Origin of the sequence: Klebsiella sp. CN_Kp073 (assembly GCF_040065495.2) — a bacterium.
Taxonomy (GTDB): domain Bacteria; phylum Pseudomonadota; class Gammaproteobacteria; order Enterobacterales; family Enterobacteriaceae; genus Klebsiella; species Klebsiella aerogenes.
In genome coordinates, this window is record NZ_CM198051.1 from 4,304,834 (window position 1) to 4,319,397 (window position 14,564).

At 54.9% G+C, this 14,564-nt stretch carries 12 protein-coding genes; 8 read left to right on the forward strand and 4 right to left on the reverse strand.

The window, feature by feature from the left end; all coding sequences use genetic code 11:
* Nucleotides 1-6: 6 nt before the first annotated feature.
* Complete coding sequence (locus ABLV66_RS20835) at nt 7-111, reverse strand: hypothetical protein (protein WP_161801955.1); 105 nt, start codon at nt 109-111, stop codon at nt 7-9.
* A 78-nt stretch (nt 112-189) separates the two neighbouring features.
* On the opposite strand from ABLV66_RS20835, the gene ABLV66_RS20840 reads away from it, so the two are divergent.
* Nucleotides 190-2,580 (forward strand): glucose/quinate/shikimate family membrane-bound PQQ-dependent dehydrogenase, encoded by a 2,391-nt coding sequence (locus ABLV66_RS20840; protein WP_320482652.1) that lies wholly within the window; start codon nt 190-192, stop codon nt 2,578-2,580.
* A 75-nt stretch (nt 2,581-2,655) separates the two neighbouring features.
* Here ABLV66_RS20840 and cueO read toward each other — a convergent pair whose 3' ends face one another.
* Entirely contained in the window at nt 2,656-4,257 is a 1,602-nt protein-coding gene (gene cueO / locus ABLV66_RS20845; RefSeq protein ID WP_063413997.1) for a multicopper oxidase CueO, read from the reverse strand.
* 145 nt (nt 4,258-4,402) lie between these two features.
* Between cueO and ABLV66_RS20850 the strand changes: the two genes are divergently transcribed.
* The 5 genes from ABLV66_RS20850 to speD all read left to right on the forward strand — a co-directional run bounded on the left by ABLV66_RS20850 (nt 4,403) and on the right by speD (nt 8,518).
* Entirely contained in the window at nt 4,403-4,750 is a 348-nt protein-coding gene (locus tag ABLV66_RS20850) for a YacC family pilotin-like protein (RefSeq protein ID WP_015704423.1), read from the forward strand.
* A gap of 260 nt (nt 4,751-5,010) precedes the next feature.
* Nucleotides 5,011-5,424, forward strand: a complete 414-nt coding sequence (locus tag ABLV66_RS20855; protein ID WP_047078130.1) for a YuaE family lipoprotein — start codon at nt 5,011-5,013, stop codon at nt 5,422-5,424.
* A gap of 8 nt (nt 5,425-5,432) precedes the next feature.
* The gene (locus ABLV66_RS20860) at nt 5,433-6,716 is read left to right on the forward strand and encodes an FKBP-type peptidyl-prolyl cis-trans isomerase (protein ID WP_348877022.1); all 1,284 of its coding nucleotides are present in this window, start codon (nt 5,433-5,435) and stop codon (nt 6,714-6,716) included.
* Between the two features lie 122 nt (nt 6,717-6,838).
* Nucleotides 6,839-7,699, forward strand: coding sequence for a polyamine aminopropyltransferase (gene speE, locus ABLV66_RS20865; RefSeq protein ID WP_045390062.1), 861 nt, complete (start codon nt 6,839-6,841; stop codon nt 7,697-7,699).
* A 24-nt stretch (nt 7,700-7,723) separates the two neighbouring features.
* Nucleotides 7,724-8,518, forward strand: coding sequence for an adenosylmethionine decarboxylase (gene speD, locus ABLV66_RS20870; RefSeq protein ID WP_015368213.1), 795 nt, complete (start codon nt 7,724-7,726; stop codon nt 8,516-8,518).
* A gap of 72 nt (nt 8,519-8,590) precedes the next feature.
* On the opposite strand, the gene yacL is transcribed toward speD, so the two are convergent.
* A complete protein-coding gene (gene yacL / locus ABLV66_RS20875; protein WP_015368214.1) occupies nt 8,591-8,953 on the reverse strand; it encodes a protein YacL in 363 nt (120 codons plus the stop codon).
* A gap of 186 nt (nt 8,954-9,139) precedes the next feature.
* Nucleotides 9,140-11,737, reverse strand: coding sequence for a bifunctional aconitate hydratase 2/2-methylisocitrate dehydratase (gene acnB / locus ABLV66_RS20880; protein WP_072201386.1), 2,598 nt, complete (start codon nt 11,735-11,737; stop codon nt 9,140-9,142).
* A gap of 355 nt (nt 11,738-12,092) precedes the next feature.
* Between acnB and ABLV66_RS20885 the strand changes: the two genes are divergently transcribed.
* Together ABLV66_RS20885 and ABLV66_RS20890 are read left to right on the forward strand one after the other, a co-directional pair.
* Nucleotides 12,093-13,739, forward strand: a complete 1,647-nt coding sequence (locus tag ABLV66_RS20885; RefSeq protein WP_348877023.1) for a DUF3300 domain-containing protein — start codon at nt 12,093-12,095, stop codon at nt 13,737-13,739.
* A 10-nt stretch (nt 13,740-13,749) separates the two neighbouring features.
* Complete coding sequence (locus ABLV66_RS20890; protein ID WP_316423373.1) at nt 13,750-14,556, forward strand: DUF2950 family protein; 807 nt, start codon at nt 13,750-13,752, stop codon at nt 14,554-14,556.
* The last annotated feature ends 8 nt before the right edge of the window (nt 14,557-14,564 follow it).

The following is a 14,564-nucleotide window of genomic DNA, read 5'->3' on the forward strand; positions in this document are numbered from 1 at the left end:
TGATTCTTATGATAAATCTTCAAAGCCGCTGCTTTCACACCGACGTTGACCGGCAAGCGATACAGTATACCAGCAAAACGAAATCTTCGGTGCAGTGAATAATAAAGCCATATTTGTGATTCCGATCACAGTTGTTAAATCCTATAATTAATTGCAGTTAAAAAATTAACAACTGAAGAGTGTCTTTCTATGGCAGAAACAAAATCTCAACAATCACGGTTACTTGTCACGCTGACGGCGCTGTTTGCCGCCTTCTGTGGCCTGTATCTGTTAATCGGTGGGGTATGGCTGGCCGCTATCGGCGGTTCCTGGTACTACCCTATCGCAGGCCTGGTGATGCTGGCCGTCACCGTCATGCTGTTCCGCGGCAAGCGCGCAGCGCTGTGGCTGTATGCCGCCCTGTTGCTGGCAACCATGATTTGGGGGGTATGGGAAGTCGGCTTCGACTTCTGGGCGCTGACGCCGCGCAGCGACATCCTGGTCTTCTTCGGCATTTGGCTGATTCTGCCATTTGTCTGGCGTCGCCTGCCGGTACCCTCCGCTGGCGCCGTGGGCGGTCTGATTATCGCCCTGTTGATTAGCGGCGGGATCCTGACCTGGGCCGGTTTCAACGACCCGCAGGAGGTGAACGGTACGCTGAGCGCTGACGCGACGCCTGCCGCGCCGATTTCTACCGTCGCCGATAGCGACTGGCCGGCCTATGGCCGTAACCAGGAAGGCCAGCGTTATTCGCCGCTGAAACAGATTAACGCCGACAACGTGAAGAACCTGAAGGAAGCCTGGGTATTCCGCACCGGCGACCTGAAGCAGCCGAACGATCCGGGTGAAATCACTAACGAAGTGACGCCGATTAAAGTTGGCGACACGCTGTATCTGTGTACCGCGCACCAGCGTCTGTTCGCGCTTGACGCGGCCACCGGTAAAGAGAAGTGGCATTTTGACCCGCAGCTGAACGCCGATCCGTCGTTCCAGCACGTGACCTGCCGTGGCGTCTCCTATCATGAAGCGAAGGCGGATAACGCCCCTGCCGACGTCGTCGCCGACTGCCCGCGCCGTATTATTCTGCCGGTCAACGATGGCCGTCTGTTCGCGGTGAACGCCGACAACGGTAAGCTGTGCGAAACCTTTGCTAATAAAGGCATTCTCAACCTGCAGACCAACATGCCGGTGACCACGCCGGGCATGTATGAACCGACGTCGCCGCCGATTATCACCGACAAGACTATCGTCATTGCCGGCGCGGTAACCGATAACTTCTCCACCCGCGAGCCATCAGGCGTGATCCGCGGCTTTGATGTGAATACCGGTAAACTGCTGTGGGCCTTCGACCCGGGTGCGAAAGACCCTAATGCGATCCCGAGCGATGAGCATCACTTCACGCTCAATTCACCTAACTCCTGGGCGCCTGCCGCCTATGACGCGAAGCTGGATTTAGTCTATCTGCCGATGGGCGTTACCACGCCGGATATCTGGGGCGGCAACCGCACACCGGAACAGGAACGTTACGCCAGCTCTATCGTGGCGCTGAACGCAACCACCGGTAAACTGGCGTGGAGCTACCAAACCGTACACCACGATCTGTGGGATATGGATATGCCGTCGCAGCCGACATTGGCCGACATTGATGTGAACGGTAAAAGCGTACCGGTGATTTACGCTCCGGCCAAAACCGGCAACATCTTCGTGCTGGATCGTCGTAATGGCGAACTGGTGGTCCCGGCGCCGGAAAAACCGGTTCCGCAGGGTGCGGCGAAAGGCGATTACGTTGCTAAAACCCAGCCGTTCTCCGAGCTGAGCTTCCGTCCGAAGAAAGACCTGACCGGCGCGGATATGTGGGGCGCCACCATGTTTGACCAGCTGGTGTGCCGCGTTATATTCCATCAGATGCGCTATGAAGGTATCTTCACGCCGCCGTCCGAACAGGGCACGCTGGTATTCCCGGGTAACCTGGGGATGTTTGAGTGGGGCGGCATCTCCGTCGATCCTAACCGTCAGGTGGCTATCGCCAACCCGATGGCGCTGCCGTTCGTCTCTAAACTGATCCCACGCGGCCCGGGCAACCCGATGGAACCGCCAAAAGACGCGAAAGGCTCCGGTACCGAGTCTGGCGTTCAGCCGCAGTATGGCGTGCCGTTCGGCGTTACGCTGAACCCGTTCCTGTCGCCGTTTGGCCTGCCGTGTAAACAACCGGCATGGGGTTATATCTCGGCGCTGGATCTGAAGACCAACGAAGTGGTGTGGAAAAAACGCATCGGTACGCCGCAGGATAGTCTGCCGTTCCCGCTGCCTGTCCCGCTTCCGTTCAATATGGGTATGCCGATGCTGGGCGGTCCGATCTCCACCGCCGGTAACGTGCTGTTTATCGCCGCCACCGCCGATAACTATCTGCGCGCTTACAACATGAGCAATGGCGAAAAACTGTGGCAGGCGCGTCTGCCGGCAGGTGGCCAGGCGACGCCGATGACCTATGAAGTGAATGGCAAGCAGTACGTTGTCATCTCTGCCGGCGGTCATGGCTCGTTCGGTACGAAAATGGGCGACTACATCGTTGCCTACGCGTTACCGGATGACGCGAAGTAAAACGCAAAACGGCAACGAAAGTTGCCGTTTTTTTTGCCCCTCTCCCCATGGGAGTGGGCGGCAGGCTGTACAGTCCTACACGGTGAATCCCAACATCATCCCGGTATCTTCATGCTCCAGCAGATGACAGTGCGCCATATAGGCGAACTCCTTTGGCGCCTGATGATCGAACTTCACCAGCACTTCGCTCACCCCGCCCTCCACTCTTACCGTATCCTTCCAGCCGCGCCGATGCGCCGCCGGCGCCTGGCCATTTTCACTCAGAATACGGAATTGCGTGCCATGAATATGGAAAGGATGCAGCATCATGTCGCCCTTACCGGAGATCAGCCAGCGCTCGTACTGCCCCCTGGCCGCGGCAAACATCGGCACATTCATATCAAAGGCCTTGCCATTGATGCGGTTGGCGCTATGGAAATCAAAACCCTTGTCTGATGAAGCGCCATGTCCCATGCCACCGCCATGGTTCATATTCTTCATTTCACCATGATTCATATTTCCCATATTGTTCATGTCGCCATGCCCCATCATTCCATGATTCATACCGGACATCGCCTGGTCGCCATATTTCTTCATTAGCGCCTGCATACCCATCATGTCGAGCATAGGATCCATCGACAGCTGCAGCGTGCGCTGCGTCAGCCCCTCCAGTGACGGCAGCGCGGGTATCGCGGCCAAAGTATCGGGTAACTTACCGGAGGCCGGGATCAATAGCGGCTGTATACGGAGCACCGGCTGCGGCTTATCAAATGGCGCAATCGCCATCCCCATTTGGCTCACCGGCATCGTCAGGAGATCAAATGCCTTCCCGTCGCGGGTATCAATTAAAACCTCAAAGCGCTCGCCCATCAGCACCGGCAGTTCGCTCACTTTGACCGGTTCCGCCAACAGGCCGCCGTCGCTTGCTATTACGTACATTGGGCGGCGATCGCTGGTAGCGAAATTCAACGAGCGGGCATTACAGCCATTAAGTAGACGCAGGCGTAACCAACCGCGCGGCGGAGCGTGTTCGGGATACAGCGCGCCGTTCGTCAACAGGGTATCGCCAAACCAGCCAACGGCGGCGCTCATGATATCGAGCTGATAATCTATTTCGCCATTGGCATTGAATCTTTTGTCCTGCACGATCACCGGAACATCATCGATTCCCCACTGCTTCGGCAGCAGTAATTGTCCACTTTCGACATCTTCAATCAGCACCAAACCCGCCAGCCCCATGGCAACCTGACGGCCGGTTTTACCATGCTGATGAGGATGGAACCAGCAGGTCGCCGCTCGCTGCGTCGGCGTAAAACTCACCGTCCTTGAGGCTCCTGCGGCGATGACGCCCTGCGGACCGCCATCGACTTCGCCTGGCACTTCCAGCCCGTGCCAGTGGACCGTGGTCTCCTCCGCCAGGCGGTTGTGAATATCTACCGTCACCGCTTCACCTTGCTTCAGCTTCAACGCGGGCCCGAGGAGGTTGCCGTTATAGCCCCAGGTCGTCGCAAGATGCGGGCCAAACTGCGTCTTTCCGGCTTGAATCGTCAGCGTAATGCGATTGCGCGCGTCAGCGGTCAATAAATCCGGAACCGGCAAAGCCGGACGGCCGGCAGCGAATACCGAACGGCTCCAGAGCGGTAAGGCGCTGACCGCGCCAAGCGCGGCGCCTAATTTGATAAACTCACGACGTTGCATTTTCACATCCTTTTATTCTGCTGGTGAATATTTAAGCTTAAACCCTCCCGCAACGGGAAGGTCAAGCAGAAGCTTGTGAATAAAGCTCTGCGTGGTGTAAAGAAGTATGCTAACTTTGATTGTCCGTGTTTCAATGGTAGAAAAAATGAAGACGTTTTTCAGAACAATGCTGTTTGGCAGCCTGCTCGCCCTCTCCGCCAATAGCTATGCATTAAGCGAGTCCGAAGCGGAAGATATGGCTGATTTAACGGCGGTATTTGTATTCCTGAAAAATGATTGCGGCTATCAAAATTTGCCAAATACGCAAATTCGCCGCGCGCTGGTCTTTTTTGCCCAGCAAAACCAATGGGACCTCAGCAACTACGATAGCTTTAATATGAAAGCATTAGGTGAGGACAGCTATCGCGATCTCAGCGGCATCAAAATCCCAACCGCCAAAAAGTGCAAAGCTCTGGCGCGTGACTCCCTTAGCCTGCTGGCCTATGTGAAGTAAACGTATCTGCAGCCGCCGCGATGCGGTTGCAGAATGCTATATTATTCTTTTCCCCTGTGATTCATTTACTATGAATTCATTGCGCGATACTTTTATTTCACATGCAGCTAATATGCTTTATATTCATTAATTAGACGACGGCTTAATTTATCAAAAAAAATCACATTCAGGAGAGAATAATTCAACTCATCGTTTATTGCAAAGACCTGCTGGCTAATTAAAATCGCCTGCAACCTCTCTTATTGCAATGGAATGACATTTTGAATATCTCACCTGTTTTTCGCTTACTTCCGTTCGCTGTTATCATGTTAGCTGGCTGCCAGGCGCATCGTCAGGCTAACGCTCCCATAACGCCACCAATCGCCATTGCCACCGACGCGCAACAGAATGAAAAGCTGCGACTGGCCGCTGAGCAGGAGCGACTTAATGCCTGTCGCCAGGCGTTGGATTCGTTAAAAGAAGTCAATCCGAAAGAAGCCTCAAGACTGGGTAGTGAATTCACCGCTCTGATAGGCGCGGCGTCGCAATATAACTCAGTGCGTACGAAAGTCGCCGATCCCACCCGTCAGGGCATAGATTCTATGTATCAATTTAAATCTATTAAGCTTTGCGCCGATATTGAAAAGTCGCTGATCGATAGCCTGGTCATGCGCGGCGATAATGCGGTGAAGTGACAGGCGCCATGATAAATCGCCTTAATATATTGACGCTGGCCTTCATTTTGCTGGCGTCCCTTTTTATTGCCTATGCGCAAGCGGATGACGATGCGCCTGCATTTCTCAACTATGTCCAGCAGCAGGAGAAAAAAGAGAAGAAAGAGATATCTCCGGCGCCGGAGGTCAGTAAACCCTCCAGAGCCCGCGAGAACAACACCGCAGCGCTGCAAAAAAAGCTGGCCGCGCAAAAAAGTCTCATCGCCGACAAAGATAAGATCATCCGCCAACTGCAGGCACAGCTGAAATCGCCACCTCCCGCCACGATGCCAGCGCCGGTAGATAATGCAGCATTAATTAAAACCATCGCACAACTCCAGAGCCGGATCGCTGCTTTGGACACGGAAAACAAGCGGCTTGTGCAGCAAGTCGGTACCGTTCAGCAGGAAAAAGCCGACGGCGCGGATAATCTCAAACGCTCTGCCGCCGCTCTGCAGGCGCAAACGGTAAAGCTCAACGCGCTGGAGAGAGACAAGCAGGCCCTGAGCGATAAGCTGGCTGCGGCAATGGCGGAGCAGCAGAAACTGAGCGCCGAACTCACCGGCGTAAAAACCACCGCCGCCACGACAGCCAAATCACCCACGCTAAACCTCAGCAGCGCTCCACAGCAGCAGGCATATTCGGTTGGCGTGTCGATAGGGCAAGATGCGCTTAACACGCTGTCCAGTCAGGCAGCGAAAGGGTTAAACCTGCAACAGGAAACCGTTCTTAAGGGGATTAACGATGTTTTTGCCGGTAAGCCGGCGCTGGATGACAAAGCACGCAATAAGGCGCTTTTCGACGTCTCACAACGGTTATACAAAAACATTGATAAGCTTGAGCAGCAAACTCTCCGCGAAGGTAAAAAGTATCAGCAGCAATTCGCCGCGCAGAAAGGCGCAGTGCTTAAAGAGGGTATTTACAGCCGTATAGACTACCCCGGTAAAGGTAAGGTCGCTGATAACGATATCGTCACCGTCGTTATCAAAGAAAGCTTGATCGACGGTACCGTGATAAACGATATGGAAGCCGAAGATAAGGTCTGGACCCAGGCGCTAAGTCAATATCCCGAAACCTTCCGTGAACCGCTTAAACGTCTTAGTAACCATGGCGCCATCACTATTGTTGTTCCGCCGGAGCGGGCCTACGGCAGTAAAGGAATCCCTGGAAAAATTCCGCCTGGCGCGACGATGGTGTATAGCGTGCGAATTGTTGACGCCAGACCCAACAGCGACCAACAATCCAGAGCATCTGCGCCGAAAACCTCACGCTAAGCGAGAGTTCATCTAAACAATAGAAGGTTTACTATTCGCCATATCAATCTCTATCTATAGTTGGCTATGATGTGGTGCCCGCGTTGCGGGCGCGACAGAAGTTAACAAAGGAGGAGTAAGCCATGGCCGAGAGTAATCACTGGCATGAGACGCTGCACGACCATTTTGGTCAATATTTTACCGTTGATAACGTGCTGTACCATGAGAAGACCGATCATCAGGATTTAATCATCTTCGAAAATGCGGCATTTGGCCGCGTGATGGCGCTTGATGGCGTGGTGCAAACCACCGAGCGCGATGAGTTTATTTATCATGAAATGATGACCCACGTTCCGCTGCTGGCGCATGGTCACGCAAAGCACGTGCTGATCATCGGCGGCGGCGATGGCGCGATGCTGCGTGAAGTCTCCCGCCACCAACATATCGAAACCATTACCATGGTGGAAATCGACGCCGGGGTGGTCTCGTTCTGCCGTCAGTATCTACCAAACCATAATGCCGGCGCCTATGACGACCCGCGCTTTACGCTGGTGATTGATGACGGCGTGAACTTCGTCAACCAAACGTCACAAACCTTTGATGTCATTATCTCCGACTGTACCGACCCGATCGGCCCCGGTGAGAGCCTCTTTACTTCGGCATTTTATGCCGGTTGTAAACGTTGCCTGAATCCCGGCGGAATTTTCGTTGCCCAGAACGGCGTAAGCTTCCTGCAGCAGGATGAAGCGGTCGGCAGCCATCGCAAGCTCAGCCACTATTTCACCGATGTCAGCTTCTACCAGGCGGCGATCCCGACCTACTATGGCGGCATCATGACCTTTGCCTGGGCGACCGATAATGAAGCACTGCGTCATTTGTCGACGGAAATTATTCAGGCCCGCTTCCATAGCGCCGGGCTGAAATGCCGTTATTACAATCCGGCAATTCATACCGCGGCTTTCGCGCTACCGCAGTACCTGCTGGATGCGCTGACCGCCAGCTAACCTGAAACGAGGAGGTGAACCAAATTGAAAAAGCTTAAGCTGCACGGCTTCAACAACCTGACTAAAAGCCTGAGTTTTTGTATTTACGATATCTGCTACGCTAAAACCGCCGAAGAGCGCGATGGCTATATCGCCTATATCGATGAACTCTATAATGCCAATCGCCTGACGGAAATCCTCTCCGAGACCTGTTCAATCATTGGCGCCAACATACTCAACATCGCACGCCAGGATTATGAACCGCAGGGCGCAAGCGTCACCATTTTGGTTAGCGAAGAGCCTATCGACCCGCAGCTTATCGATCAGAGCGAGCATCCGGGCCCGCTGCCTGAGACCGTGGTCGCACATCTCGATAAAAGCCACATCTGCGTGCATACCTATCCGGAAAGCCATCCGGAAGGCGGCCTGTGCACCTTCCGCGCCGATATTGAAGTCTCCACCTGTGGGGTGATTTCACCGCTGAAGGCGCTGAACTACCTGATTCACCAACTGGAATCCGATATCGTAACCATTGATTATCGCGTGCGTGGGTTCACTCGTGATATCAACGGCATGAAGCATTTTATCGATCATGAAATCAACTCAATTCAGAACTTCATGTCAGAAGATATGAAGTCGCTCTATGACATGGTGGACGTGAACGTCTATCAGGAAAATATGTTCCATACCAAAATGATGCTGAAAGAGTTCGATCTGAAGCACTACATGTTCCATACCAAACCGGAAGAGTTAAGCGAACAAGAGCGCAAGGTGATTACCGACCTGTTGTGGAAAGAGATGCGGGAAATTTATTACGCCCGCAATATACCTGCGGTGTAACATCTGAAATGCCCGGCGGCGCTTTTGCCTGCCGGGCCTACGGTTCCGCGCCGCCCGGCACAAAACGAATCATTAACGCTGCTGCATAAATTCACGGTATGCGGCAACCACCTGCAGGAAATCCTCCACGCCGCAAAGAGAGAGGCTCTCTTCGTCGTAGTAGTTCATCCCCTCTTCCATTTCATCGCCGGAAAATTCCAGTTGGTTGGCGCGGATCATCACTTCTTCGCCATCCAGCCACAACGTATATTCATGGCCGGCTCGCTGCCAGGAACGTTCACTGCCTTTCACGGTGCGCGCTGCCTGTTCCACTTCATCCAGAAGAGCCAGGTTATCTTTCACCTCTTCGTTGAACCAGTGACCAATCGCCTCGTGGTCCATCGACATTCGCACCTTTACCACACCGGTAATATCGCGCAGAAATTCGTAATCCATAATCTTTTCCTCTGCAAGGGCAATGCGTCACCGCTGCACTGTACCCATAACCTAATTATCGCAGCAGACAGGAAGAAAAAAAGCGCAACGGGTGGGAGGTTTAAAAATAAAAATGCCCGCTGATGCAATGTTCAGCGGGCATTGGAGAGTTTGTAGCCAAACGGTCAGCCAGGCTGACCGAACGGATTACACAGCGGTCTGGAAAATCACGCCGTCAGCTTTTTCAGTGTACTGATCCAGCTGGTTAAAGTTCAGATAGCGATAGGTATCTTCCGCCGTCTTATCAACCTGAGCGACGAAGGTCTGGTACTCTTCCGGCGTCGGCAGTTTGCCCAGCAGAGAAGCGACCGCCGCCAGTTCGGCAGAGGCCAGATAAACGTTGGCGCCGGTACCTAAACGGTTCGGGAAGTTACGGGTAGAGGTCGACACGACGGTCGCGCCGTCAGCCACGCGCGCCTGGTTGCCCATACACAGGGAACAGCCAGGGATTTCGATACGCGCGCCGCTCTTACCAAACACGCTGTAGTAGCCTTCTTCAGTCAACTGCGCGGCATCCATACGGGTTGGCGGCGCCACCCACAGGCGAGTCGGCAGTTGGCCTTTGTGGCTGTCCAGCAGTTTACCGGCAGCACGGAAGTGGCCAATGTTGGTCATGCAGGAACCGATAAACACTTCGTCGATCTTCTCACCCTGCACGTCCGACAGCAGACGCGCATCGTCCGGATCGTTCGGCGCGCACAGAATAGGCTCTTTGATATCCGCCAGATCGATGTCGATCACTGCCGCGTATTCCGCATCAGCGTCGGCTTCCAGCAGCTGCGGATCCGCCAGCCATTTTTCCATGCCCTGGATACGACGCTCCAGCGTACGGCGATCGCCGTAACCTTCCGCGATCATCCACTTCAGCAGGACGATGTTGGAGTTCAGATACTCAACGATCGGCTCTTTGTTCAGCTTGATGGTACAACCAGCAGCAGAACGCTCAGCGGAAGCATCGGTCAGTTCAAATGCCTGCTCGACTTTCAGATCCGGCAGACCTTCGATTTCAAGGATGCGGCCAGAGAAGATGTTTTTCTTACCTTTCTTCTCAACGGTCAGCAGGCCCTGCTTAATGGCATACAGCGGGATGGCGTGAACCAGGTCGCGCAGGGTAATACCCGGCTGCATTTTACCTTTGAAGCGCACCAGTACTGATTCCGGCATATCCAGCGGCATCACGCCGGTCGCGGCGGCGAAGGCCACCAGACCAGAACCCGCCGGGAAGGAGATACCGATTGGGAAACGGGTATGGGAGTCGCCGCCGGTACCTACGGTATCAGGCAGCAGCATACGGTTCAGCCAGGAGTGGATAACGCCATCGCCCGGACGCAGTGAAACACCGCCGCGGTTCATGATGAAGTCCGGCAGAGTGTGGTGCGTGGTGACGTCAACCGGCTTCGGATAAGCCGCAGTGTGGCAGAAGGACTGCATCACCAGGTCCGCGGAGAAGCCCAGGCACGCCAGGTCTTTCAGCTCATCACGGGTCATTGGACCGGTGGTGTCCTGAGAACCGACGGAGGTCATTTTCGGCTCGCAATAAGCGCCCGGACGGATACCGGCAACGCCGCAGGCGCGGCCAACCATTTTCTGCGCCAGAGAGAAGCCGCGGTTGCTTTCCGCCACATCTTTCGCATGACGGAAAACGTCGCTGTGCGGCAGCCCCAGCGCTTCGCGCGCTTTGGTCGTCAGGCCGCGACCGATGATCAGCGGAATACGGCCGCCGGCGCGCACTTCGTCGATCAGTACATCGGTTTTCAGTTCAAAGCTTGCCAACAGCTCGTTGGTTTCGTGGTTACGCACTTCGCCTTTGAACGGGTAAACGTCAATGACGTCGCCCATGTTGAGGTTGCTCACGTCCACTTCGATAGGCAGCGCGCCCGCATCTTCCATGGTATTGAAGAAGATAGGCGCAATTTTGCCGCCCAGGCACAGGCCGCCGCCGCGCTTGTTCGGTACGTTCGGGATATCGTCGCCCATGAACCACAGCACCGAGTTGGTGGCGGATTTACGCGAAGAACCGGTACCAACAACGTCGCCAACGTAGGCCAGCGGGAAGCCTTTCTGCTGCAGCGCTTCAATTTGTTTAATCGGGCCGACCGCGCCCGGCTGATCCGGCTCAATTCCTTCGCGAGCGTTTTTCAGCATCGCCAGAGCGTGCAGTGGGATATCCGGACGGGACCAGGCATCAGGTGCCGGAGACAAGTCATCGGTATTGGTTTCGCCGGTAACTTTGAAGACGGTAACGGTGATTTTTTCCGCCAGTTGCGGACGGTTCAGGAACCACTCGGCATCAGCCCAGGATTGCATAACCTGTTTAGCGTACTCATTACCCGCTTTGGCTTTCTCTTCTACGTCATAGAAGTTATCGAACATCAGCAGGGTATGGGACAGCGCTTTCGCGGCAATCGGCGCCAGTTTGGCATCGTCCAGCGCTTCAATCAGGGGGTGAATATTGTAACCGCCCTGCATGGTGCCCAGCAGTTCAACGGCTTTTTCAGGGGTAACCAGTGGGGAGGTCGCTTCGCCTTTGGCGATAGCGGCAAGGAATCCGGCTTTAACATAGGCGGCTTCATCGACGCCCGGCGGTACACGGTTGGTAAGCAGATCTAACAGGAATTCATCTTCACCCGCTGGCGGGTTTTTCAGCAGTTCTACCAGCGCGGCCATTTGGGTTGCGTCTAAGGGTTTGGCAACAATCCCCATGGCGGCACGCTCAGCTACGTGCTTACGGTATTCTTCTAGCACGACGGTTCTCCTCGCTCTCATTGTAAAATGCGGTAGGCGATTTTCTTCACGCTCCTGTGAGACAGCAGTTTGTAGGGTAAATGCCCGATACCGCGAGGGCAGCATAGCAGGATTTTTGAAGGGTGTTAATCTGTTTACAAAAAAGCAACATTAAAATTTAGCTGAATCGTTAAGGGCAGGATATTGCAGGCTTTCTGTTCAAATGCTGGTAGATAAATTTATTTCTGTTACAGATTTAATGTCAGGATCCCAACAAAAATCAAAAAAAACAATATCGTCTTCATATACTCCCCTAACGTACCGTTTTCGCCGATACTTTAGCGAGATGGGTAACATTTCTGTGTCAGGAGCTTCCATGTCACTACCGTTCAAACCCCATATTATCGCCCTGCTCTGCAGCGCAGGCTTACTCGCAGCGGCAGGAACGCTCTATGTTAAAAGTCGTACCCCAGAGACTATCGCGGAAGCGCCGGTGACGGCACAGCCCACAACGGTACCAGCGCCGGCGTCCCCGACTGCGCCGGCGGCGGGACAAGCGGTCACAGCCACCTACACACAGGCGCAAATCGACCAATGGGTCGCGCCAATCGCGCTCTATCCGGACAGTTTACTCTCGCAGGTACTGATGGCCTCCACCTATCCGGACAACGTTATGCAGGCGGTACAGTGGTCGCAGGATAACCCGTCGATGAAAGGCGACGCGGCCGTTCAGGCCGTTGCCAGCCAGCCGTGGGATCCGAGCGTCAAATCCCTCGTCGCCTTTCCCGCCCTGCTGGCAATGATGGGCGAAAACCCGCCGTGGGTGGAAAACCTTGGCGACGCATTTTTAGCCCAGCCGCACGACGTCATGGACTCCGTACAGCGCCTGCGTGCCATTGCCCAGCAAACCGGGACATTAAAATCCACGCCGCAACAGAAAGTGACCGTCACGGCCGCGGCGCCAGCCTCTTCGAGGTCAACGAATAGCAGCGCGGTATCAACCTCGACAACCTCAACGGCTTCGCCAGCGCCTTCGCAGATCATCAAAATTGAACCGACCAACCCGCAAGTGGTATACGTTCCAAGCTATAACCCTTCGACCGTCTACGGCAGTTGGCCGAATAGCGCCTATCCCCCGGTCTATCTGCCGCCGCCTCCCGGAGAGCAGTTCACCGATAGCTTCGTCAAAGGTTTTGGCTACAGCCTTGGCGTCGCCACCACCTGGGCGCTCTTCAGCAGCATCGACTGGGATGATGATGACCATCATCATGATGACGATTACCATCACGGCGGTTACCAGCACAATGGCGATAACATCAATATTAATGTGAATAATTTCAATCACATTACCGGGCAGAACCTACCGGGTAACCGCGTTAACTGGCAGCACAACCCCGCCTATCGCGGCAATGTGCCTTATCCGAATAATAATGTCGCCCAGCGCTATCATCAGACCAATGTGCCCGGCGGACTCAGCGCGACCCAACACGCGCCGGTCGATCGCAACGCTCAACGGCAAGCGGCGATGACGCAGCTTCAGCATCCCAACGCGCCAGCAGCCAGCGCAGGCAAGCTGGCTGCCACTAGCGCCTCGCGCGATGCGCAGCGTCAGGCGGCCTCTCAACAATTGAAGCAGGCCACCCAGCGCAGCAGCTACCGTGGCTACGACAGCACCCCGACGCCTGCCAAACAGCAGCGTCGCGAAGCGGCGAAAACGCAGTTGCAACATCCAACGCCGCAGCAGCAACAGCATCGCGACGCCGTGAAGAGCCACGTGCAAAATCCTACGCCTCAGCAACAACAGCGCCGTCAGCAGATTCACTCCTCGACGCCGGCCCAGCGTCAGCAAGCGGTGAGCACGGTACGCGCCAATGCCTTAAGCGGCAACGAAAGTCGCTCCCCCTCCTGGCAATCGCAGCAGGCGCGCGGGCTGCAAAGCCGTAATATTTCCGGCTTGAGTAGCGAACAGCGCGGCGCCGCCAGAGAGCGCCTTTCCGAACACCATGAATTGCGTCGTCGCTGAGGATGAGCAGATGAGAAAACCATTACAGATCGCCCTATTAACGCTAATGCTGTCGCCGCTCGCCGCCTTCGCCCAGCAACAGTTTCCCACGCCGGAGAAAGCCGCAAGCGCGCTGGCCGATGCGCTCAATCATCGTGATAAATCCGCGCTCAATAATCTGCTCGGCGATAACTGGCAGCAGTTTTTACCCACCGATGGTATTGATCCCAATGCCGTCGACCGCTTTCAGCGCGACTGGCAGGTGAAACACGTCATTGTGCAGCAGGGTAATAACGCCTGGCTTGATGTCGGCAGTGAAGCGTGGCGATTGCCAATTCCGATTGTCAAAGATGAACAGGGCTGGCGATTTGATATGGCGGCCGGGGAAGATGAAATTCTCACACGCGCCATCGGCCGCAATGAACTGTCGGCAATTGCCGCCATGCACGCCTACGTTGATGCCCAGCAGGATTACTATCAACTGAATCATCGCTGGGCGCAAAAAATCATCAGCAGCGAAGGCAAAAAAGATGGTCTGTACTGGCCAACCTCACCGGGCGAAACGCCAAGCCCGCTGGGGCCGGCCTTTAGCCCGACTGAGCCCGGCGCCGGTTATCATGGCTACCGTTTCCGCATTATCGCCGATAGCGATAGTCAAGGCGTCGCCTTACTGGCATGGCCGGTAGAGTGGGGAGAAACCGGGGTGATGAGCTTTATGATCGATCAGAACGATAAGGTCTGGCAGGCGAACCTGGGCGAAGAGAGCGCGACGAAAGCGCAGGCAATTACGCATTTTGCCCCCGATTCAGCGGCGGGATGGCAGCCGGTCAATCAATAAAAAAATGC